Here is a 23,173-nt window from a genome sequence, read left to right on the forward strand (position 1 = left end):
GCAAAAAAGCTTACTTGGCTGTCAGCGCCGCGTAGCTGTTCATCAGGTTGCGGTAGTTGGGGATGCGCTGCGACAGCAGGTTGCCCAGACCTTCAATGTCGTTGCGCCAGTCGCGGTGCAGCTCACAGGCCACCGCGAACCAGTTCAACATCTGCGCACCGGCCTGGGTCATGCGGTTCCACGCCGCCTGTTGCACGGTATCGTTGAAGGTGCCGGAAGCGTCGGTCACCACGAACACGTCGAAGCCTTCAGCCAGGGCCGACAGGGTCGGGAACGCCACGCAAACGTCGGTCACCACGCCAGCGATGATCAGTTGCTTGCGGCCGGTGGCCTTGATCGCCTTGACGAAATCCTCGTTGTCCCAGGCGTTGATCTGGCCGGGACGGGCGATGTACGGCGCGTCCGGGAACATCTCTTTCAGTTCTGGAACCAGCGGACCGTTCGGACCCTGTTCGAAGCTGGTGGTCAGGATGGTGGGCAGGTTGAAGAACTTGGCGCAGTCGGCCAGGGCCAGCACATTGTTCTTGAACTCGTTCGGCGAGAAGTCCTGTACCAGCGAGATCAGACCGGTCTGGTGGTCGACCAGCAGAACCACCGCATCGTTTTTATCCAGGCGTTTGTAAGGAACGTTGCTCATTTCGAGGCTCCATCGTAGGGAAGGACGCATTGTGGCGCCGGCCGGAACGACCGGCGCCGTGGGGTGGGAAATCAGAAGGCGAAGCAGGAACAGCCGAACGCGCCCCAGAAACCCTGGAAGTCGCTGACCGGCACGTTCGACTGACGGGCCCGCTCATGGCTGTGGGAATGCACGGCACACGGGCCACTGCAAAGGTGAACCTGCGCCTGCAGCGGCGCGCCCGGACGCCAGTGTCCCGGAACCTTGGCCACAGGCGACCAGTCCGGCAGCACCGGCAGGTGGCCCGGACCAAGCTTCTCGAAGTCGTCGGCGGCGTACACCACCTTGCCGCCGACCACGGTCAGCACCGACTCGATCCACTTGATGGCTTCTTCCTCGACACTGAAGAAGTCGGCGCTCAGGGCCGCCAGGTCGGCCAGTTGACCGACCTTGATCTGGCCCTTCTTGCCCTGCTCGGAGGAAAACCAGGCGCTGCCGTGGGTGAACAGTTCCAGCGCGGTCTCGCGGGACAGGCCTTCCTCGTAGAGGGACAAGCCGCCCACGGTACGCCCACTGACCAGCCAGTACAGCGAGGTCCAGGGGTTGTAGCTGGACACGCGGGTGGCGTCGGTGCCGGCACCGACCGGCACGCCTTCGGCCAGCATGCGCTTGATCGGTGGCGTGGCTTCGGCGGCCTTGGCACCGTAGCGATCGACGAAATACTCGCCCTGGAACGCCATGCGGTCCTGGATCGCGATACCGCCGCCCAGGGCACGGACCCGCTCGATGTTCTGCGGGGTGATGGTTTCGGCATGGTCGAAGAACCAAGGCAGACCGTTGAACGGGATGTCGCGGTTGACCTTCTCGAACACATCGAGCATGCGGCTGATGGATTCGTTGTAGGTGGCGTGCAGGCGGAACGGCCAGCGATGCTCGACCAGATGGCGGACTACAGGCTCCAGGTCGGCCTCCATGCTGGCCGGCAGGTCCGGACGTGGTTCGAGGAAGTCCTCGAAGTCGGCGGCGGAGAACACCAGCATCTCGCCGGCACCGTTGTGCCGCAGGAAGTCGTCGCCCTGGTGCAGCTTGACGCTGCCGGTCCAGTTCTTGAAGTCGGCCAGCTCTTCCTTGGGTTTCTGGGTGAACAGGTTGTAGGCGATGCGAACGGTCAACTGTTCTTCCTTGGCCAACTGCTCGATCACCTGGTAGTCATCGGGGTAGTTCTGGAAGCCGCCGCCGGCGTCGATGGCGCTGGTCAGGCCCAGGCGGTTCAGTTCGCGCATGAACTGGCGGGTCGAGTTGACCTGGTATTCCAGGGGCAGCTTGGGGCCCTTGGCCAGGGTCGAGTAGAGAATCATCGCGTTCGGCCGGGCCACCAGCATGCCGGTCGGCTCGCCGTTGCTGTCGCGCACGATCTCGCCGCCCGGCGGGTTCGGCGTGTCGCGGGTATAGCCGGCCACGCGCAGGGCGGCGCGGTTGAGCAAGGCACGGTCGTACAGGTGCAGGACGAACACCGGGGTATCAGGCGCGGCCTGGTTGAGCTCTTCCAGGGTCGGCATGCGTTTTTCGGCGAACTGGAACTCGTTCCAGCCACCCACCACCCGCACCCATTGAGGCGTCGGCGTGCGGTCGGCCTGGTCCTTGAGCATGCGCAAGGCATCGGCCAGGGATGGCACGCCTTCCCAGCGCAGTTCGAGGTTGTAGTTCAGGCCGCCACGGATCAGGTGCAGGTGGGAGTCATTCAGGCCCGGAATCACGCAACGACCCTTGAGGTCGATGACTTGGGTGCCCGAACCACGCAGGGCCATGGCCTCGGCATCGGTCCCGACCGCCACGAAGCGGCCTTCACGGATGGCCACGGCGCTGGCCCGGGGTTTCTCACGGTCAACGGTATGGAATTGACCATTGAACAGAATCAGATCGGCGTTCATCGCGTCTCCTTCGTCAGGGTAGGAATGGAAAAGGCTCGCCAGCGGCTCAGGCAATGCGCCAGATCCCGGCGAAACGATGGTTGAGCGCCAGTCGCCCGGGACCGGCGATGAAAAGGCTGGTGAAGAGGATCAGCAGCAGCCACGCGAACTGACCTTCGGCGAGCGTCCACTCCGGGTGCACGAACACCAGAGCCACCAGCAATACACAGAGAATAGGCAAGCAGGCCAGGCGTACCAGTACGCCGGCGATGATCAGCAGCGGGCAGAACACTTCAGCGAAGATCGCCAGCAGCAGGGTCAGGTTCGCCCCCAGGTGGAAGGGGTCTTCGATGTTCTGCAGCTCGCTGCTGTAGTGCAAAAGTTTCGGCAGGCCATGGACCCACAGCAGAAACACCGCGGCGCTGACGCGCATGAACAGCAATCCGAGGGCCTGCGCCCGTTCATTCCAGCACGAAGCGTTCATGATCCACCTGTCTCTATCAGAATCCACCGGCATCGGGACGCCGGATTGTTGACCGATAATGCGGGGGCGGACGACGGAAAAATTGAATGCACGTGCTCTCTTTCCAGAAGAGCGGCGCCTGCTGGGCAGAGCCGAGCGCTCATGAACACCGCAGCTCCTGTAGGAGCCGGCTTGCTGGCGATAGCGGCGTGACAGGCACCACGGGGTTCAGTGAATGGCCGCCTGCGGCGGATCGCCAGCAAGCCGGCCCCCACAAAGGATCGCAGGCGCCAATGGATTCAGTGAACGACCGCCTGCGGCGGATCGCCAGCCAGCCCCTCTACAGGGTCAGCGCCGCACTTTTTGTGGGGGCGGAATTTATCCGCGAACAGGCCCCCACCTGACCGCTAGGGCACCGGGATATCCAGCGGCGCGGACATGAACTGGGCGATCCGCGAGCGCAGCCAGCGTTCGGCCGGGTCGTTGTCATGCACCCCGCTCCAGGCCATCGACAGTTGCGCCGCGTCGATTTCGAACGGTGGGTCCTCGGCCCGTAGGGCACAGCCTTCGACCAGGGCACAGGCGGCATAGTCGGGCACGGTGGCGATCATCTCGGTGCCCGCCAGCAGCGCCCGCAACCCGCTGAACTGCGGCACGCCCAGCACCACCCGGCGGGTGCGGCCGATCTTCGCCAGGTCCAGATCGATGTTGCCGCTCAGGTCGCCGGAGAACGACACCATCGCATGGGGCCGCTCGCAGTACTCGTCCAGGGTCAGCGGGCCCGGGCGGTCGTCGCCACGCAGCACCTTGCAGGGAATGTCGCGCAACATCTTGCGCTTGGCGTTGGCCGGCAGGTCGGTGGTGTAGCTCACGCCGACGGAGATCTCCCCGGAGGCCAGCAACGACGGCATCAACAGATAGTTGGCCCGGCGCACCACGACGATGATCCCCGGCGCTTCCTCACGCAATTGGCTCAGCAACGGCGGAAACAGGCCGAACTCGGCATCATCGGACAGCCCGATACGAAAGACGTCGCGACTGGTCGCCGGATCGAAGTCCTTGGCCCGGCTGACCGCACCGGAGATGGTGTCCATCGCCGGCTGCAATTCCTTGAGAATCGCCAGGGCCCGCGCCGTCGGCTCCATGGCGCGGCCGTTGCGCAACAGCAGCGGATCATCGAACAGGTCGCGCAAACGCCCGAGGGCGGCGCTCACGGCCGGCTGGCCCATGAAGAGCTTTTCCGCGACCCGGGTCAGGTTCTTTTCAAACATCAGGGCTTCGAAAATCACCAGCAGGTTCATGTCGACGCGGCGCAGGTCGTTTCGGTTCATCGGCACAGTCTCCTCATCGGTCAGCCGGGGGCGATCCTCCAGTATCCATCGGCGCCCGCCCTCGACACTTGAAAGGATGTGCTGAGTTGCCAGCCCTGTGCCCCCGAGTGGCCGGGCAAGGAATTAACAACGTTTAACTCGCCGCTTAACGGCCCTCGCCCAAGAATGATGACCTCAACCCCTACCGGTATTCCCCGTGGGACGGTGCTGGCTCGACGTGCTGTGCGCCAGCGCCCTTCCACCCGACACGGACTTTGGTCATGGTTCAAACACAGCACATCGCCGCTGCGCCCTGTGCCAGCCAGCCCAGAACTTCCACCACCGGCGGTCTGTCGCCCTGGCGGGAAAACCTGGTCAAGCAATTGATCCTCGAGCGACTGGGCGAAACCCTGGAGATCAGCGAGCTGGCTCGTGCCTGCTCGTTGTCGCGCAGCCATTTCTCCCGGGCCTTCAAGTGCAGCACCGGGCTCTCGCCCCAGGACTGGATTCGCCAGCAGCGGATCGAGCGGGCCAAGCAACTGATCCGCGGGACCGACCTGAGCCTGACGCAGATCAGCCTGGAGTGCGGATTCTGCGACCAGGCGTACTTCTGTCACATTTTCACCCGCAGCGAGGGGATCAATCCGTTTGCCTGGCGCTGCCAACAGTTGGCCGGCAGGCCCGCCCGACGGGGCGAGCGTCATTTGTGCTATGTCGAGAAGCCTTGCGCCCGGTAGTTCCGGGCCTCATCACTTGCCGCCCTGCCCCCATGGCTGCCATCCGTCGTGAAACGGATGGCCGTTGCCTCCGCTTCCAGGGAGTCAACCTGCCACCACATTGCACAACCGCCAAAACCTGAGGAATATGCACGGATATTGCGTGATAGACAGGGGCCTTGCGTGCACCCGGATCATCCGCCGCCCCCGTCGCCGAACCGTGGGGGACGATCAGAAGAAAAAGCGAGCAGGAGCGACCCGTTGACCCTTTCACTCGAGCAGGCCGTGCGTTTCGGCCCCTATCGAACCTACCCTGGACAACGCCTGATCATGGAGGGTGAGCGTCCTCTGCGACTGGGCCGACGTGCCATGGACATCCTGCTGATCCTGCTCGAGCACGCCGGGCAACTGGTCAGCAAGCACGAACTGATGGCACGGGTCTGGCCCGACAGCGTGGTCGAGGAGATCAACCTGCGGGTACACATGGCCGCGCTGCGCAAGGCCCTGGGTGATGGTCAGGCCGGACAACGCTACATCGTCACCGTCGCCCAGCGCGGCTACAGCTTCGTCGCCCCCTGCCAGCGGGACATGCTCGAGCAGCAGCCGCAAGGCGATGCACCGGTCAGCCATAACCTGCCCGTGCGGCGCACAAAAATGATCGGTCGCCAGACACTGCTCGCCGGCATGGTCCGGCACTTTCTGCATCAGCGCTTCATCACCCTCGTCGGCCCCGGAGGCATTGGCAAGACCACCGTGGCGCTGAGCGTCGCCGAACAGTTGATCGGCCATTACCGGGACGGCATTCGCCTGCTCGACCTGGCCCCCCTCGACAATCCGGCGATGGTCGCCACTCACCTGGCGACGCTGCTCGGGGTCCCGGTCCCGGAAACCGAGCCCACCGCCAGCATCGTCGCCTTTCTGCGCGAGCGGCAGATGCTGCTGGTGATCGACAACTGCGAGCACCTGCTTGATGCCGTTGCCCCCCTGTGCGAAAGCCTGTTGCGCGGTGCGCCGCAGGTGCACATCCTGGCCACCAGCCGTGAAAGCCTGCGGGCCGAAGGCGAGTTCGTGCAGCGCCTGGAGTCGCTGGACTGCCCGCCCCCCCAGGTGCCCCTGGACCGCAGCCGGGCGCTGGACTTCCCCGCCCTGCAACTGTTCGTCGAACGCGCCATGGCCTGCCAGGACAGCTTCGAACTGACCCAGCAGCAATTGCCGTTGGTCATCGAGATCTGCCGGCGCCTGGACGGCATTCCGCTGGCGCTCGAGCTGGCGGCCGCCCAGGTCGACGACCTGGGCCTGGACGGCCTGCTCGCGCAGTTGCAGGACAGTTTCCGCCTCTTGACCCGGGGCGGACATGCACCGCTGGGTCGCCACCAGACCCTGCGCGCGACCCTGGACTGGAGTTTCGAACTGCTCACCCCTGTCGAACAGACCTGCCTGCGCCGGCTGGCGGTGTTCCGTGGCGGATTCACCCTGGCCTCGGCTGCCGCGGTGATCATGGGCGCCAACGTCGAGGCCACCGAGGTGTTCGCCGCCATCACGCAACTGGTCGCCAAGTCGCTGCTGAACGTCGAGGTCGGCGACGAAGAGGTGTTCTACCGGCTGCTCGACACCACACGCAGCTATGCCCTGGAAAAGCTCGACCTGGCCTGCGAACTGCCAGGCACCCGTCGACGCCATGCCGAGCGCTGCCTGGCGTTGATGGAACAGGCACAGGCCGAATGGGAAGGTACCCCGACCGACCGCTGGATCGAGCGCTATGCCCGGAGCCTGGAAGACTTGCGCGCCGCGCTGGACTGGGGACTGGGAGCACCAGGGTCCGAAAACCTGGCGATCCGCCTCACCGCCGCCTCGACGCCCCTGTGGCAGGAGCTGTCCCTGCCCAAGGAGCACGGCGACCATGTACGCAGGGCGCTCACGCTGCTTGAAGGCATGGCCCGCCCCTGCCCGCACCTGAGCATCACACTCAAGCTGGCCCTGGGCAACGCCTGTTACCACATCCATGGCGGCAGTGCCGAGACCGTTGCCACCTTCAGCAGTGCCCAGGCCCTGGCCGAGTACCATGGTGATCTTGGCGGCCAACTCAAGGCCGTCTCCGGTCACATGACCGCCAACCTCAGCAGCGGCAACTACCGGCTGGCCCTGGAACAGAGCCGGCAATTCGACCGATTGGCGCTGAGTGATACCCCCCTGTCGCTGGGAACCCAGCGCCTGCGGGTGCTGGCCCTGCATTATTCCGGTGAGCAGACGCTGGCCCGGGCGCTGGCCGAACAGGTGTTGCAACGCCTGGCCCATAGCAATCACGTCAACCGTTTCACCCGTGATTTCGGCGTGCAGTACGATCAGGGCGTCGCCGCCCTCACCGTCCTGGCGCGAATCCTTTGGCTGCAGGGCCAGCCACGGCAGGCCTGGCATACGGCCCGCCAGGCGCTGGATCTTGCCCTGCAGGTCAACCATGGCACGTCCATCTGCTACACCCTGGCACTCTCCGGCTGCCTGATCCCCTATTACAACGGTGACACCGAAACCGCCCGGCAACTGCTGCAAATGCTGCTGGAGCAGGCGCAGAAACATGCGGTTCCGCTGTTCCAGAACTGGGGCCTGCAATACGCCCAGGTGATCGCGCAGCAGCCGCCGGCCAGCCTGGTGCCGACCAACAGCGGCCTGGTCAGGGAAACCATGGTCACTCTCGACAGCCGTTTCGTCGACGATGCGTTGTTCGAGCGCGCCGAAAGCGGCGCGGCGGGCTGGAGCAGCGCGGAGATCCTGCGCGCCCAGGCCGAGAAGCTGCTGGCCCAACGTGACCCGGACGCGGCCCAGGCCCTGCTGCTCAAGTCCATCGACGTGGCCCGGGCCCAGGGTGCCCTGACCTGGGAACTACGCAGCGCCACCTCGCTGGCGCGGCTATGGCAACAGCAAGGGCGCTACTGCCCGGCCCATGAACTGCTCGCACCGGTTCATGCAAGGTTCAGCGAAGGCTGTGCCACGCCAGACCTGCTCGGGGCTGCGCAGTTGCTCGACCAACTGGAACCACGCCTGTCAGCCTGAAACCCGTTCAGCCTGGCTCAGATAGTCGGCATGACGCCTCTTCAGCAGGCGCGATTGCCCGCTGTGCTCCAACTGCTCCAGCGCGTAGCTACGGGTGGTGTTGAGCAGGCGGTAGCGCGGCACGGCACCGCCCTGCTCCAGCCCCAGCAACGATTTGTCGACCAGGCTGGCCAGCAATGGCGGCAGTTGCGCCGGCTCCAGCGGGTCAAAGCAGACAACCGCGATGGCCGCCTCCAGGGTAAAGCCCATCTTGAAGACCGCCAGGCGCTGCAACAGGATCCGTTGCGCAGGCACCAGGCGCTCGTAGCTCCAGTCCAGCGCCGCCTTGAGCGTGCGGTGACGCGGTTCGGCCGTGCGGCGGCCCTGGGTCAGCAATGGGACACAATTGTCGAGTTGGGCCTGCAGCCCCACCAGCGCCAATGCACCGATGTGCATGACCGCCAGCTCGATCGCCAGCGGCAGGCCGTCGAGCCGACGACAGATATCGCGGACCGCGACCAGATCCCGCTCACGCAGGGAAAAGCCTTGCTGGCAAGCACGCGCCCGGCTGACGAACAGTTGGACCGCCGAGTAGCCCATGGCTTCCTCGACGCTGTTCAGCGCCGACACCGGCGGCACCGCCAGCGGTGGCAGGCGCCGCACGCATTCATCGCGGGCCGCCAGCGGCTCACGGCTGGTGACCAGGATCGACAGGCGCGGTGCCGTCGCCAGCAACTGCTCGACCAGGGCCCGACAGCCGTCATGCAGGCGATCGCAGTTGTCCAGCACCAACAGGGCATGCCGTTCGGCCAAGCCATTCAGGTCGCTGTCCAGCTCCAGGCTGCATGCCAGTTGCCCGACCGCCTGCGCCGGATCATCGAGCATGGCCAGATCGATCATCCACACGCCATCGCGGTAGTACTGCAGCAGCAGTTCCGCCACCCGCAGCGCCGTCGTGCTCTTGCCGACACCGGCAGGCCCGGTCAGGGTCATGAAGCGGCGTACCGGCAACTGACGCACCAGGCTGCCCACCAGCGAATCGCGGCCGGTCACCGGTGTCAATCGGGCCGGCAGGTTGTGCCGGGGCTTGAGTGCGGCTTCCAGCGAGACCGGCAGCACCGTCTGTTCGCGCCGCACCGGGGCGATGAAACTGTAGCCGCGTTGCGGGATATTGATGATGTAGCGCTGGCCACCCTCACCATCGCCCAGGGCCCGGCGCAAGGCGGCGATATGCACACGCAGGTTGATTTCCTCGACCACCGAGGTCGGCCAGACACGGGCGATCAGTTCGTCCTTGCCGACCACCTGGCCCGCCTGTTCGAGCAGCACCTGCAGAATGTCCAGCGCACGCCCGCCCATGCGCAGCGGTCGCTCACCTTCCAGCACCAGTCGCTGGCGCAGGTGAAAGGCATAGGGGCCAAAGCGCAGCAGCGCATCGCCATCCTGTTGTTTGAGGCTGTTCATGTCCACTCGCGGGCCCGAGCCGGGCCCGACATCGACGCGGCAACAGCCGACACGCGAAGTGATCCAGCGGACCCACGCCTCCCTTGCGAAATATCCGCCTCCATCTTGGCAGGCATGAATGACGGAACAACCGCCTGTAGGGGAGCGTTACGGACTTCCCGGTGCCCTAAGCGGACAAACGCGCCTTAGCTGAACTGCTCGCGGTACTGGAGAGGCGTCAACCCGAGCTTCTCGCCGAACAGGAAGCGCATGTGCCGCACACTGCCGAAACCGCTCTTGTAGGCCACGGTCTTGAGTGGCAGGTCGGTGCTTTCCAGCAGGCTCCTGGCATAGTCGACGCGGGCGCTCTGGACGAACGCCATGGGCGTCATGTTCGTCTCGCGCAAGAACATCCGCGAGAAATGACGTGGGCTCATGTTCACCAGGGCGGCCATGATCTGGACACTGAACGCTTCGTCAAGGTGTTCGAGCACATGGTTCTGTACCCGGGTCACCGATGTCTGCTGAGGTGCGACCGCCGCGGTCAGGGGGCTGAACTGCGCCTGCCCGCCATGACGCTTCATCACCACCAACAGCACTTTCGCCACGTCCTGGGCGACCTTCTTGCCGTGATCCTCGGCCACCACCGCCAGCGCCAGGTCGATACCGGCGGTGACGCCACCGGAGGTCAGCAGCCTGCGGTCGCGCAGGTAGATCCGATCGGTCTCGACCTTGGCGGCGGGAAAGGCCTTGATCAGGCGCTCGGTGTAGTTCCAGTGGGTCGTCACGCGGTGGCCGTCGAGCAGCCCGGCATGCCCCAGCACGAAGGCCCCGGTGCAGACCGAACCATAGCTGCCGGCCTTTTCGGCAGCCTCCCGCAGCCAACTGACCAGTTGCGGGTGGGTCCTGTTGTAGCCGCCCGGGCCGCCCGGCACCAGCAACAGGTCGTACGCCGACGGCGGCTGGTCGATGCCCTGGTCGGCCTGCACCCTTACACCATTGGACGCGCGCAACGCCCCCGGCTCGCTGCCAATGGTCAGCAGTTGATAGTGGTCCGCGGGCTTGAGGTAGCGGTTGGCCATGGAAAACACCTCCATGGGCCCGGCCATGTCGAGCAGGAGAAAGTCAGGAAACAGCACCATAGCCACGGTTTTCATTGCTGGACATCACTTCAGTATCAACGGGGAGCGCCCACGCGTCCGTCAGGGTATGGCTACCCGGCACCGCCGTGGTGAATGAGAAGCATACAGGAGGAGCGACCCAAACTGTCAACTGGAGGGAGACGGTCTTTCAGTTTTCATCTACTTATTGAACCAATGAGTAAACATTAAGCTTCTCCTCACTCGGACGAATCAACGTCCCCCAAGGAGAATTCATCATGCTCACTGTGCGTAAAGCTTCCGACCGCGGCATTGCCAACCATGGCTGGCTGAAGTCGTTCCACACCTTTTCCTTCGCCAACTATCGCAACCTCAACGAGCAGGGTTTTTCCGACCTGCTGGTGATCAACGATGACCGCGTCGCGGCCGGCAAGGGCTTCGGCCAACATCCTCACCGGGACATGGAGATTTTCTCCTATGTGCTCGAAGGGGCCCTGGAACACAAGGACACCCTGGGCACCGGCTCGGTGATCCGCCCTGGCGATGTGCAACTGATGAGTGCCGGCACCGGCGTGGCCCATAGCGAGTTCAACCACTCCCACGACGAGTTGGTGCACTTCCTGCAGATCTGGATCGTGCCCGAGGTCAGCGGCGCCACCCCGCGTTATCAGCAGCAGCACTTCAGCGCAGAACAGAAACGCGGCCGTCTGGCCCTGATCATCTCCCCCGACGGCGACCAGGGCTCGCTGAAGGTGCGCCAGGATACTCGGGTCTATGCCGGCCTGATCGACGGCCAGGAGAGCGCCAGCCTGGAACTGGCCGAGGACCGCTACGCCTATGTCCACGTCGCTCGCGGTAGCGTCGAGCTCAACGGCCTGGTGCTGCAGACCGGTGACGGCGTACGGGTGCGCAAGGAGCGTCTGCTGACCCTGGCCAATGGCGTGGATGCCGAGGTCCTGGTGTTCGATCTGCGTCCCGAAGAATTGCCGCAAATGCCATGAGGCTGACCCGGCCCGGGGGCTTGCCGCCCTCGAGCCGTGCCTGTCGCAATGCCAGGCATTCCCCGCCCTGGAAAGTAAATCCTAATTTATCAATGACCCCCATTGGTTTTTCAAATTGCCCCTATCCCCACGTGATGGCCTAATTGGAGCTTTGTCATGGAAGGCTTCCACATGGAAAACGTTAGAGCTTCAAGCGCTCATGCCGTCTGGCTGATGATCAGCGTGGTACTGGTCGCGCTCAACCTGCGGCCCTCGATGGCCGCTGTCGGTCCGTTGCTGTCGGCGATTCGCGGCGATATCCCGCTGAGTTTCAGTGCCGCCGCGCTGCTGACCATGCTGCCGGTGATGGCCATGGGCTTGGCGATGTTTCTCGGCATGCGCCTGGCCCTGCGCTTCGGCGAACACCGCACCATCGTCCTGTCGCTGCTGGTCATCGGCCTGGCCACCGCTTCGCGCCTGTACCTGAACAGCACCGCCGAGCTGATCCTCAGTGCGGTCCTGGCCGGCCTCGGCATCGCCCTGATCCAGGCAGTGATGCCGGCGCTGATCAAGTCACGCTTCAGCAACAACGTGTCGCTGTTCATGGGCGTTTACGTCACCTCGATCATGGGCGGTGCGGCGATCGCGGCATCGTTCTCCCCCTTCGTCCTGGCCCAGACCGGCAATTGGCGGATCAGCCTGGCGGTGTGGGCAGTACTGGCGCTGGTGGCGCTGGTCACCTGGTACGCCCAACGCTCGGCGGTACCGGCCTTGCCACAGGCGCCCGGCAAGACCCGGCAGGAATCGTTCGTCGGTAACTCGCGGGCCTGGCTGCTGGCGATCTTCTTCGGCCTCGGTACCGCCTCCTACACCTGCGTGCTGGCCTGGCTGGCTCCCTACTACGTGGAGAAAGGCTGGAGCGAGCAGAGTGCCGGCCTGTTGCTGGGGCTGCTGACCGCGATGGAAGTGGTATCCGGTCTGGTGACCCCGGCCCTGGCCAACCGCAGCCAGGACCGGCGCCTGGTGCTGGCCGTATTGCTGGGCCTGATCATCGCCGGCTTCTGCGGCCTGATCCTCAGCCCGCAGCACTTCACCCTGCTCTGGCCCTGCCTCCTGGGCCTGGGGATCGGCGGCCTGTTCCCGATGAGCCTGATCGTCTCCCTCGATCACCTGGAAGACCCGCGCCGCGCTGGCGGCCTGACTGCCTTCGTGCAGGGTATCGGCTACCTGATCGCCGGCCTGTCGCCGCTGATCGCCGGGGTGATCCGCGACCAACTGGGCAGCTTCGAGTGGGCCTGGTGGTCGCTGGCCGCGGTGATGGCCGTGATGATCCTGATGGTGCTGCGGTTCAACCCCAAGCACTACGCCCAGCATATCCGCTAGTCATCGGCGGTCCTTTCAGGCTTGACCGCCAGGCTGCCAGGCCGGCCCTGGAAGGCTCGCCTTTTCTCCTGCGACACCACTCCTGCCCCGTCTGTCCCGGTTCAAACCGGGCACGGGGCATTCGCCCACCCGGGCCACTCACACTCATTCCTGGAGAGACTCATGAAACAAGTCGGTTTCGCTGCCGCGCATTGGGGCATGCTGTTCTGGGCGCTGCTGATCGCCGCGTCGTTCTTCGCTGCCGCCGAGGTCGGCCAATCGATTGATCCGATCCTGCTGACCGGGTTGCGCCTGCTGTTTTCCGCGCTGCTGTTCCTGCCGCTGCTGCTTCTGAACAACAAGTCCCCGCTGACCGCCAGGGGGCTGCTGGCCCACGCCGTGCTGGGCCTGCTGCTGGCGGCGTATTTCGGTTCGCTGTTCGAGGCATTGCGCTATACCACGGCGGTCAACACCGCGACGCTGTACACCCTGGTGCCGCTGATGACACTGGGCTTCGAGGCCTTTCTGCTGCCCAGCGCCAGCCTCAGGGCCCGCCTGCTGCCGATGACGCTCGCGGCGATGGGAGCCGTGCTGCTGATTCTCAAGGGGGCCGCCCCGGGCGAGTTGCCCGCGCCCTACCCGGTGATCGTCTTCATCATCGGCTGCCTGGCGATGGCGCTCTACTCCCCCCTGAGCCAGCGCTTCAAGGGCAATGTGCTGAAAGGACGCGACCCGGTGGCGATGACCTTCTGGAACATGCTCTTCGGCTCGCTGTTCCTGTTGGTGTTCTGTGCGTTCAGCGGGGGATGGCGCAGCGCTACGCTGCTGACGGGACGGGATCTGTTCTGGCTGGTTTACCTGGCGCTGTTCGGCACCCTGGCGACCTTCTGGCTGCTGCATCGGGCCATCGGGGTGATCGCCCCGTCGACCGTGATTTCCTATGTCTACCTCAATACCCTGTTCGTGACGCTGTTCCACTGGTTCTGGCTGAGCCAGCAACCGACGCTGGTGGAAGCCGTCGGTGCCGTGCTGGTCGGGGTCGGCATGGGCGCGTTGGTGCTGAGCAGCCGCAGCGCCAGGCCGGCCCTGGCCTGAACAGCCTCAGTTGAGCACAGCGCCCCGGGGGGCCACCGGGGCCCAGCGTTCCAGCTGACGCTCAAGGAACGCCGCCACCGCCAGCAGCCGATCCTCCTGCCAGTGCGGCCCCACCAGTTGGATGCCGATCGGCAGGCCGGTTTCGGGATCATGGCCGGCGCGGATGACCACCGCCGGCGAACCCGACAGGCTGAACGGGAACACGTAGGCATATCGATCACGATCGTCCAGCGACGCACCGTGGGCGAAGGCCACGTCCGGATACACCGGGCAGATGAACAGGTCGTGCTCGGCGAAGAACTTCGCCAACTGGTAGCGGAAGGTATCGATGGCGATCCAGTCCCGCTTGAGTTCATCCACGCTCAGCTCGACCTGCTCACTGCGCCGGACCAGCTCCGCCGTGGCCGGGGTACAGGCCTGCTTACCCATGGCCTGGAACAGTTTCTGCCAGCCACGACCGGCATCCGCCCCGGTGATGAACACCCGCCAGAGGATGTCGCAGGCCTCGTCGAGCATCGGCGGCACTGCCGGGCTCACGCCGGCGACCACCCCTTGCAGGCAAGCCTCGACACGCTGCAGCACCCGTTTCACCCCAGCGCAGGCCTCGGTCCGGTCGGACACCCAGGACAGCGCCACCCGCAGCTCGGCCAAGGGCTTGCTCGCGGCGAATGGCACATCGACCGTATCCGGGTCCTGGCCATCGGCGCCGCTGATCAACGGCCCGAGCAACGCCAGGTCGTCGACATAGCGACCCATCACGCCAAACGCCGAGGTCAGGTGGAACAGCCCCGAGCGATCGTTGGGAAACTGCCCGGTCAGGGGCACCCGCCCCTGGGTCAGCTTGAGCCCGCAGATACCGTTGAAATGCGCCGGAATCCGCACGCTGCCACAGGCATCGGAGGCCAGTCCGGCCGGTGAACAACCGGCGGCAATCGCTGCCGCCTCGCCGCCGCTGCTGCCACCGGCGGAGCGCCGGGCGTCGTAAGGGTTGAGCGTGCGGCCATACAGCAGGTTCTCGGTCTCGAACGCCATGCACAGCTCGGGCACGTTGGTGATGCCCAGAATGATCGCACCGGCCTCACGCAAACGGGCGACCACCGTGGCATCCTGCTGGCTGGGCTCGCCGAGCAATTCCTCCAGACCGCGTGACATGCGAAAGCCGCGCACATGGCAGACGTCCTTGATCGTCAACGGCACCCCATGCAGAGGGCCAAGCCAGCTACCGCGGCTGGCCAGCTCATCGGCTTCCCGGGCCTGGCGCCGCAACTCGTCGAGGGATTGGAGCTGGATCACGGCGTTGATCGCCGTGTTGCGCTCGGCGATACGTTGCAGATAGAACTCCAGCAATTGGGCGCTGGTCAGCGCGCCACGCCGCAACAGACCGGCCATTTCCCGCAGGGTCAGGGTATCGGGGTTGAACATGCTCATCCCTCCGCCTTGCCGCGCAGCAGCTTGTTGGGAATCTGGTACATGTTGCGCACCACCAGGGAGAACGCCTTGACCCCCAGCTTAGGCCGCCGGGAGATGGCCTCCAGTGCCTCTTCGGTCATGGTCAGCACGTGGCGCAGGGCCTCGGGCGTGATGTTCAACGGCGGGTAGAAACGCAGTACCGGACGCCGGGCCTTTTCATTCATCGAATGCCCGGCATGGATGCCGCGCTTGCCCAGCTCCATGCTCATCAGCGCCTCGTAAACCGAGCCGCGCAGGCGCAGGCCGGTCATCAGCCCCACCCCCGGGACGTCCTCGATGATGTCTGGATAACGCTCGGCCAGACGCTGCAGGCCATGGCGCAGCAGGCCGCCGTTGATTCGCGAACGCTCGACCAGATCGTGCTCCTCGATGTAGTCGATGGCTGCCAGCGCCGAGGCGCAAGCCACGGGATGCCCGCCGTTGGTACGCTGGTCGGGCTCGATTTCGAGCAGCGGGAACTGCTGGGTCAGTCGCTGGCTGTACATCGCGCAGGCGAACGAGGTGTAGCCGCCGGTCAGGCCCTTGGAGAGGATCATGATGTCCGGCACCACCTCGTCATACTGCACGGCGAACCACTTGCCGCAACGGCCGAAGCCGGTCTGGATCTCGTCCGCCACCAGCAGGGTCTCGGTCGCATCGCACAAGGCGCGGATGTTGGCCATGTAGCCCACGGGTGGCACCTGCAGGTGCGCCCCGCCGAGGATCGGCTCGACGTACACCGCGCACACGCCCTCGCCCACCGCCCTCTGCAGGGCGGCGAAATCGCCATACGGCACGTAGGTCACCTGCGGTGCATGGGTGCCGTAGCTGCGGTGGTGCTGTTGCTGGCCGAGGATGCTCATCGCCGCCAGGGTCTTGCCGTGGTAGGAGTCGCCCATCACCACGATGCCGCGGCGGTTGCGCTGAACCTTGAGCACATAACGCAGGCTCTGCTCGATGGCCTCGGCACCCGACACCATGTACTGGATATCGCCCCATTCACCCGGCACCACGTCCCGCAGGCGCTCGGACAACGCATGCTGCAACGGATGGACACGACCCTCCGGAACCCAGGCCATGCGGTTCAGTTGGTTCTGCACCTGCTCGCGGACCAGCGGGTTGCGGTGACCGACGATGAACACGCCATAGCTGCAGGCACAGTCGATGAAACGCTTGCCGGCATGGTCGGTGACATAGATGCCGTCGGTGTGCTGCTCGACGCTGGTCTTGCCCAGGCGATAGAGCTTGGCCGCCGAAGCGCTCCAGTGGCGCTGGCAATCGTCCAGCAGTTGCTCATGCGGCAGAGTTAAGGACATGGCTGAGAGTCTCCTTGATGATCTGGGCGGCACGCTGGATGGGTTCGGGACGCGCGGTAACCGGGCAACGCAGGATCAGTTCGCGCGCCCGTGGCGTGGTGACGTAGACACCACGCTCGTAAAGGGTCTGGCACAATTCGGTCGGTTTGAGATCAGTCGGCAGCGGCAGGCTGACCCAGCCGCCATGGGCCACCGCCCCCAATGGAGCCAGCACCTTGGCCAGCAGTTGGCCGTTGTCCTGGCACTGTCGGGCACACTGGTGCTCACGCACATAGTCGAGCGCGGTCAGCGCCGCCACGCAGGCCATCGGGTTGCCCGCCGTGGTGCTGCCATGCTTGGCCGGGCTGCTGCGACCGTAGACCTGATAGGCCATCTCTTCGCTGCAGGTGTAGGTACCGATGGGAATCGCCCCGCCGCCCAGTGCCCCGCCCAGCACCACGATATCCGGGGTGTTCCGGTAGAGCTGGAAGCCGAACAGTTGGCCGAGGCTGCCCAGGCAGGTCTGGACATCGACCGCGATCACCGGCGCCGAGGCCTTGGCGGCGCGGGCATACAACTGGTCGAGCAGCGCCTGGTCGATCAGCCGCAGGCGACCGCCCTCGTCGATCACCGTGCTGGTGTGGCAAACCGCAAAGCAGTCGGCCCAGTCGACCTTGTCCAGATCGGCGACCTGTCGGATCGCCACCTGCTCGAAACCGAGAAAGCGCTGGATCTCCTGGTAGTCGGCCGACGCATTCAGGCAGCGTCCGTAGCTGAGCGAACCATAGTCACCGCCCTGGATGAAGACGATGGTGTTTCCCCTGGGCTTGAGGCCCTTGCACAGTTTCAGGGCCCCTTCGAAGGCCTCGTCCCCGGAACTGCAGACGTAGGAACTGACCAGCGGCGCCGGCAGCAGTCCGGCCAGGGTACGGCACAGGCCGATCAGCGGCTCGGACATCAGCACGCGGTTGGACAGGCCCATGATGCCCGCCTGGCGACTCACCGCCTCGATCACCTGGGGTACCTGGAAACCGAAACCACCGCTCAGATCGACGATCTTGCGACCGGCGCCATCGGTATAGGTCTCGTACTGGCCGGTGATGATCTGTTTGTCATTGTTCTTCATGAAAAGGTCTCAACGGTAGCTCAGGGCATTGAAGATGCGGCGACGGTCATCGACGATGGCTTCACGACCATGCATGACCCGACGGTTGTCGATCATCACCATGTCGTGGTCGCGCCAGCCGACCGGGTAGGTTTCCTGGGCGGTCACCGCGGCGATCTCGGCGAGGAAGCCGGCCGGGATTGGCGCGCCGGAGACGGTATCGATCACCGGCGCCTCATAATTGAAGGACGGCCCGAGAATGCTGTTGGCAAACGCCGGGCGTTGGCTGAAATCGGAGACCAGGATCGCCGGCGTGCTGAAGGCGTAGTGGATCGAGTCGTCCGCCGGGTTGAAGGTGATCTGCGTACGCGGGTCGTCACCGGTGATCCGCAACAGGTCCTCGATGGTTACCGCGGAGGGATCCGAGAGTGCCGTCGAATAGTGGCAGACCAGCCGACGCCACTTGTCCCCGGCCACGGTGCGGCTGTAGCGGATCGCGTTCTGTTCGAAGAACTCACGGCACTCGGCCGACAGTTTCGCCAAGACCTTCTCGCCATCGCACAGGGTGGTCTGCGACCCCTTGCGCGGTGCTTCCTGGCAGTAGAACCAGGTGATGTCGGGCCAGAACGGCGAGTTGCCGTTCTCGCAGTGCAGCCCGACCGCATCGCGTCCGGCATCCACCAGTTGCGCCGCACCGCCGACCATGACCCGCGCCGGGTCCAGGCTCAAGCGCGAGCTGTTCTGGCGGACAAAGGCGCTGAAGTCTTCGGCACTGTGGATGCAATTGCGAAACAGCACGACACCGTAGTGACCCAGCAGTTCGTACAACTCCGGCTTGCCCAGACTGGTGAAATGACGGGGCTCGATTATCGAGATGGCAGGACTTTCAGAGTGATAGGCAGGCGAGTTCATGGGTTGCATTCCCTTGCAATGTGGAGAAAACGGTGGCGATGTCGGCGCGTTTCGGGCGGCCGGTCACGGTGTAGAGTTGTTCGAGCAGCGGATCGTCCTTGGTCAGCAGCCACAGGCGGCTGGGCCGCTCGATATCGGAGAAGCGGCGGCCCGACCAGCGGGCCAGTTCGGTGCGGTCCGGCAGCGACTCGACGCAGAGCAAGGCCACCAGGCCCTGCCCTTCGTCGAAAAACACCGCGGCGTCGCGTACCCCCGGATACTCGCGGTATTCCAGCTCGACCTGCTCCGGGCTGACATTGCGGCCATTGGGCAGGCAGATCACATTCTTCTTGCGCCCATGGACGTACAGATAGCCATCGGCATCCAACGAGCCCAGGTCGCCGGTATCCATCCAGCCGTCCTCGGACATCGAGCAGGCACTGGGGTCCAGCCCCGAGTAACCGCTGAACAGCGAACTGCTCCTGACCTCGATGGTCTGGTCGGCGCCGATGCGCACCTGAACATGCGCCAGCGGCTTGCCGACGCTGCCCAGGCGCTGGTGCAAGGCCGTGTTCATGCTCACCACCGAGGCGTTCTCGGAGAGCCCGTAACCCTGGAACACCGGGATCCCGTCCTCGGCCAGGGCCTTGAGGATGTCGACGCTGACCGCCGCCCCGCCACAAGTGATGTGCACGCCCGAATGCAGGTAGCGCGACAGCCGCTCACCCGGCTCGTCGCCCCGGGCCAATTGTTCGTAGAAGCGGTTGAGCATCACCGGGGGCACCGTCATCGCCGTCGGCTCGATCCGCAGCAGCCAGTCGATCAACCGTTGTGGCGAGGCCCCCGGCTCACCCAGCAGAGGCTCTTCTTCCGGCAGGAAAAACACCGTACCGCCCGCGAGCAGCGGCAGGTATGCAGCGGTGACCTGTTCAAGCAGCAGACTCAATGGCACCAGCGACAGATAGCGACGGTGGGCATCGACGGGCATGCCCTGGCGCAGCGAAGCCAGCACGGCTCCCACCGCCGCGGTGCTCAGGCGCACGCCCTTGGGCCGGCTGGTGGTTCCCGAGGTATGGATGATCTTGCAGATCCATTCGCCATCGTCCGCCCCCGCCAGCAGGGGTTGCTCGATGGCAGGCCGCTCGATCAGGCGCAGGCGTTCCTCGGGAAAGTCCAGCAGCCAACGCTCGCTCAGGGTACGCAACCCCGCATGATCGACCAGAAAGCCATCACAGCGCGTGGCCAGGTGTTCGGCCTGGGACTGGCTGAAAGCCAATGGCAAGGGCAATGCGGTGATCCCGGCGAACAGGCACGCCAGGTCGGCCACCAGCCAGTCACTACTGTTACGCGTCGCAATCCCCAGCACCACGCGCTCGCCAGCGGTGCCGGCAGTGAAGCGCCGTTGCAGCTCGGCGGCCAGGTTCAGGGCGCGATGCTCCAACTCGCCATACGTGAGGGTAACGCCCTGTTCCGGGCCGTCCGCCGCACAATCGACCGCGCAGAGGGCCTCGCGGTTGACCTGCAAGGCCCGCCGCAGCTCGGCAATGAAGGTGGCGCTCATGGCTGCGCCCTCGCCGGCAGGTCGGTGGGCAACTGGCTGAACAGCGTGTTGAGGGTCAAGGCGGCGAAGCGCGAGCGTTGTGGGTCGACGCGAATGAAACCGGTGACCGGCTGCTTCGAGTAGTAGCTGCCCCAGCTCTTGCCGTCGTCGTTGACCAGACGATCCGGATCGGCGGCCAGCAGCGGCTCGAACACGATCTGGCAGCTCTCCATCATTTCCCGTACCCGCGGCGTGACCGTGCACAACAGGTAATGGGCGCCCATGCACCAGGCCAGCAGCGGGATCATGTTGACCATGATGATGCCCGCGGTCAGATGATGGGAAATCAGGTTGCCAATTTCGGCGATGTTCGCGCGATCGATGGTTTTCTCGAAACGACGTGACAGAATCGCCTCGATCGGCTCCGACAGGTATTGCTCGGAGAACAGCGTCCGATGATCGGCAAAAGTTATACCGGCGCAAGAGAGAATCTGCTCATCGGCATCCTGCGTCAGAGCAAAGTACTGCGGATTGGGTTCCACACTGGCCTTATAAGAGCTTCGAAATTTTTCTTTCACAACTTCCGTCGCCTGTATCCACAAAGGCGTCTGACTTTCCGTGACACGTACCAACATTTCGTCCTCCTCCGTCCCTGTGCAGGGGTAATCAAAATGTGAGACGCGAATATATGGAGGAGGCTTCGCCGAGGCTATTTAAAAAATAAATTGTATCCGCTAATATACAAATAGAATGAATCACTGGAAATGTGACAAAAAAGCTAGCACCAATGGATTTTCATCGAGACGGATCTCTTATGCTCAATAGCAATCTGCTTAGAAAGCTGGACATGCAGGACCTGGTGGTATTTGTCGCGATATATGAACAGAGCAGCGTTACCGAGGTATCCGAAACCCTTTGCGTCAGCCAGTCCACCGTCAGCTACTGCCTGAAAAAGCTGCGTACCAGCTTCGAGGACGAGCTGTTCATCCATACCCGCAATGCCATGTGGCCAACCAGCAAGGCCACCAGCATGTACAGCCATGTCACCAACATCATCAGAAGCATCAACCTCTGTCATTCGGAAACCAAGCCATTCGATCCGGCAAAGAAAGAGATAACCTTCAATATCTGCGCCCCCGAATATTTCGAACTATTGATACTTCCGACACTTTTGAAGAACTTCATAAAAAGCAGTTTCCCGGTCATCATAAACGTTCACAAGTTCAACAAGGACATTCCCGCGGAAAAACTTTCAGACGGCCGCCTCGACCTGGTCATTTGTTCCGGACCAAACTTCCATCGCGACGCCAGGAACTTCAAATCAAAAGTACTACTCGACGATGACCTGGTCTGCGTCGTCGACAAAAACTTCAAACCCGCCGGAAACAAGTTCAACATGGAGAGTTTTGTTTCCCGCCAGCATGTATTTCCCACTCCATGGATATCGGATACCAACATGGTCGATGGTTGGCTGGGCAAACAAGGCTATACCCGACAGATAGTCGCCCGTTCCAACAGTTATGTTGCGGCACTGGAAATGATCAACGGGACGGATCTGGTCCTGACCCTGCCCCGGCGCATCCAGATGCTCATCTGCGACGAGACGAAATTCGCCTTCTGCAAGCCGCCGGTGGGCCTGCCCAGCTTCACCATGGACATGCTCTGGGACCGCAAGAGCGGCCAGAACAGCGCCAGTGCCTGGCTGCGCGAGCAGATCGCCAAGGTCTGTACCTGAACATCCCGTCCCACTTCGGACCAGTGCCCTTGCCCGGCACCGGTCCCGCTTCGCTGGAGTTGCACACATGAGTACGATTGATTAGCAACAGCATATGTACTTTTAAGCAACAGCGAGTATTAGTTGAAAAACGTCGGACAATCTATCCATTACGATACCCAACCACACCGAAACGCGACATCACTGTGCACGGCGCCGGAAGATCGCCTTTTAAGCCTCTTGCGTCGGGTTCGAATCACCTGCCCTTTTTCAAATAGGTTTTCCCCGGTGAACAGGCGATCTCGGCAGTATATTGACGCCACAGCCTTGTTAATAATCCTCGGCAAATACTGCCCGCCCTTGTTGGCCAAATCGTAGGACAACCGTACTCCGATACGGCAGGTTCAATAAGCCTGAACGGACCGGCCTCAGTCCTTCGACCAGCGCTGGGGGGAGGAAACCGTTCCTTTGAACGCAACACGCGAAGTATTTTCTTACACTCACCGGAGAATGAACTGACTATCTCGGCTGGGGGCAGGGTCAATTATGTGATCAGGCTTGTTGTCCAGGGGTAGAACGCCCCTTTAGTGGCTTCAATCTTCGAGGCCAGGATATGAACGACGTGCTGACACCCCGTGCACGCGTCACCAGAAGGACCAGGAGCCATCGCCAGGGCCTGGGAGGCGATATGCAAAATCCCGCATCAAGATCCGCCCTGATTCGTGTCGAGAAGCAGATGAATCAGAAGATTGCCGACCTGGGCCAGAGCCTGCGAGCCTCGATCAGGGAGCTGCAAGGCTCGGTCAGACAGCAAGGTGAGCAGATAGCCACCTTGGCCAAGGCCGTTTCCGTGCAGGGGGGCGAGCTTCGAGCGGAAATCAGGGAGCAAGGCAGTGAATTCCGGCTTGCGATGGAAAGACAAGGCCACGAATTGCGTGGAGAGATGGAAAAGCAGGGGCATGAGCTGCGAGCAGCGGTCAAGGATCAGGGCTTCATGCTGAAGACATCGATCATCGAACTGAAAATGGATACCGAATCCAGGTTCAAACTGGTGTACTGGCAGCTAGGCATTATCTTTGCGGTTCTGATGCTGCCGCTGGGGCGGCTCGCCTTCGACATGATTTTTGGCAAATAGCGCTTCAACCTGACAACCCGAT

19 protein-coding genes are annotated in these 23,173 nt (G+C 63.6%); 7 read left to right on the forward strand and 12 right to left on the reverse strand.

The annotated features are described in order from the left end of the window. Window positions 1–10 precede the first annotated feature (10 nt). From ycaC to K675_RS0119365, 4 genes are all read right to left on the reverse strand, one after another. Entirely contained in the window at window positions 11–637 is a 627-nt protein-coding gene (ycaC, locus tag K675_RS0119345) for an isochorismate family cysteine hydrolase YcaC (RefSeq protein WP_017905130.1), read from the reverse strand. A 71-nt stretch (window positions 638–708) separates the two neighbouring features. Continuing rightward, window positions 709–2,547 (reverse strand): amidohydrolase, encoded by a 1,839-nt coding sequence (locus K675_RS0119350; protein WP_017905131.1) that lies wholly within the window; start codon window positions 2,545–2,547, stop codon window positions 709–711. Between the two features lie 46 nt (window positions 2,548–2,593). Then, on the reverse strand, window positions 2,594–3,010 hold the full coding sequence (locus tag K675_RS0119355; protein ID WP_017905132.1) for a DoxX family protein: 417 nt from the start codon (window positions 3,008–3,010) through the stop codon (window positions 2,594–2,596). A 386-nt stretch (window positions 3,011–3,396) separates the two neighbouring features. Then, entirely contained in the window at window positions 3,397–4,320 is a 924-nt protein-coding gene (locus K675_RS0119365; protein ID WP_017905134.1) for a LysR substrate-binding domain-containing protein, read from the reverse strand. A 260-nt stretch (window positions 4,321–4,580) separates the two neighbouring features. Between K675_RS0119365 and K675_RS0119370 the strand changes: the two genes are divergently transcribed. Together K675_RS0119370 and K675_RS0119375 are read left to right on the forward strand one after the other, a co-directional pair. Further along, window positions 4,581–5,036: a helix-turn-helix domain-containing protein gene (locus K675_RS0119370; protein WP_017905135.1), complete on the forward strand. Its 456-nt coding sequence runs from the start codon at window positions 4,581–4,583 to the stop codon at window positions 5,034–5,036. Between the two features lie 240 nt (window positions 5,037–5,276). After that, window positions 5,277–8,063, forward strand: a complete 2,787-nt coding sequence (locus K675_RS0119375) for an ATP-binding protein (RefSeq protein WP_017905136.1) — start codon at window positions 5,277–5,279, stop codon at window positions 8,061–8,063. Here the strand turns inward: K675_RS0119375 and K675_RS0119380 are convergent. Beyond that, window positions 8,055–9,506: an ATP-binding protein gene (locus K675_RS0119380; RefSeq protein ID WP_017905137.1), complete on the reverse strand. Its 1,452-nt coding sequence runs from the start codon at window positions 9,504–9,506 to the stop codon at window positions 8,055–8,057. The two genes, K675_RS0119375 and K675_RS0119380, sit on opposite strands and share 9 nt — an antisense overlap. Window positions 9,507–9,691: 185 nt before the next feature. Then, the gene (locus tag K675_RS0119385; RefSeq protein WP_026145355.1) at window positions 9,692–10,642 is read right to left on the reverse strand and encodes a GlxA family transcriptional regulator; all 951 of its coding nucleotides are present in this window, start codon (window positions 10,640–10,642) and stop codon (window positions 9,692–9,694) included. A 221-nt stretch (window positions 10,643–10,863) separates the two neighbouring features. Here K675_RS0119385 and K675_RS0119390 point away from each other — a divergent pair, with 221 nt between their 5' ends. The 3 genes from K675_RS0119390 to K675_RS0119400 all read left to right on the forward strand — a co-directional run bounded on the left by K675_RS0119390 (window position 10,864) and on the right by K675_RS0119400 (window position 14,022). Then, on the forward strand, window positions 10,864–11,586 hold the full coding sequence (locus K675_RS0119390; RefSeq protein ID WP_017905139.1) for a pirin family protein: 723 nt from the start codon (window positions 10,864–10,866) through the stop codon (window positions 11,584–11,586). Window positions 11,587–11,757: 171 nt separating this feature from the next. Next, window positions 11,758–12,948 carry a cyanate transporter gene (locus K675_RS0119395; protein WP_026145356.1) on the forward strand — a complete coding sequence of 397 codons (1,191 nt, stop codon included), beginning with the start codon at window positions 11,758–11,760 and terminating at the stop codon, window positions 12,946–12,948. A 162-nt stretch (window positions 12,949–13,110) separates the two neighbouring features. Beyond that, window positions 13,111–14,022: a DMT family transporter gene (locus K675_RS0119400; RefSeq protein WP_017905141.1), complete on the forward strand. Its 912-nt coding sequence runs from the start codon at window positions 13,111–13,113 to the stop codon at window positions 14,020–14,022. Between the two features lie 6 nt (window positions 14,023–14,028). On the opposite strand, the gene K675_RS0119405 is transcribed toward K675_RS0119400, so the two are convergent. Genes K675_RS0119405 through K675_RS0119430 form a run of 6 tightly spaced genes read right to left on the reverse strand, consistent with a single transcriptional unit; the run spans window position 14,029 to window position 20,937 of the window. Continuing rightward, the gene (locus K675_RS0119405; RefSeq protein ID WP_037006870.1) at window positions 14,029–15,444 is read right to left on the reverse strand and encodes an amidase; all 1,416 of its coding nucleotides are present in this window, start codon (window positions 15,442–15,444) and stop codon (window positions 14,029–14,031) included. Between the two features lie 2 nt (window positions 15,445–15,446). After that, window positions 15,447–16,787 (reverse strand): aspartate aminotransferase family protein, encoded by a 1,341-nt coding sequence (locus K675_RS0119410; protein WP_017905143.1) that lies wholly within the window; start codon window positions 16,785–16,787, stop codon window positions 15,447–15,449. After that, complete coding sequence (locus K675_RS0119415; protein WP_017905144.1) at window positions 16,765–17,892, reverse strand: aminotransferase class III-fold pyridoxal phosphate-dependent enzyme; 1,128 nt, start codon at window positions 17,890–17,892, stop codon at window positions 16,765–16,767. The genes K675_RS0119410 and K675_RS0119415 overlap by 23 nt, the downstream gene beginning before the upstream one ends. Window positions 17,893–17,901: 9 nt before the next feature. Beyond that, window positions 17,902–18,783, reverse strand: coding sequence for a TauD/TfdA family dioxygenase (locus K675_RS0119420; RefSeq protein WP_017905145.1), 882 nt, complete (start codon window positions 18,781–18,783; stop codon window positions 17,902–17,904). After that, window positions 18,758–20,323 (reverse strand): AMP-binding protein, encoded by a 1,566-nt coding sequence (locus K675_RS0119425; protein WP_017905146.1) that lies wholly within the window; start codon window positions 20,321–20,323, stop codon window positions 18,758–18,760. The genes K675_RS0119420 and K675_RS0119425 overlap by 26 nt, the downstream gene beginning before the upstream one ends. Beyond that, a complete protein-coding gene (locus K675_RS0119430; RefSeq protein ID WP_026145357.1) occupies window positions 20,320–20,937 on the reverse strand; it encodes a thermostable hemolysin in 618 nt (205 codons plus the stop codon). The genes K675_RS0119425 and K675_RS0119430 overlap by 4 nt, the downstream gene beginning before the upstream one ends. A gap of 179 nt (window positions 20,938–21,116) precedes the next feature. Between K675_RS0119430 and K675_RS0119435 the strand changes: the two genes are divergently transcribed. Both K675_RS0119435 and K675_RS0119440 read left to right on the forward strand, forming a co-directional pair. After that, window positions 21,117–22,037 (forward strand): LysR family transcriptional regulator, encoded by a 921-nt coding sequence (locus K675_RS0119435; protein ID WP_037006867.1) that lies wholly within the window; start codon window positions 21,117–21,119, stop codon window positions 22,035–22,037. Window positions 22,038–22,629: 592 nt separating this feature from the next. Beyond that, entirely contained in the window at window positions 22,630–23,151 is a 522-nt protein-coding gene (locus K675_RS0119440; RefSeq protein ID WP_157383961.1) for a hypothetical protein, read from the forward strand. Window positions 23,152–23,173: the final 22 nt, after the last annotated feature.

The sequence above is a fragment of the Pseudomonas fuscovaginae SE-1 genome (assembly GCF_000364705.1).
GTDB lineage: Bacteria > Pseudomonadota > Gammaproteobacteria > Pseudomonadales > Pseudomonadaceae > Aquipseudomonas > Aquipseudomonas fuscovaginae_A.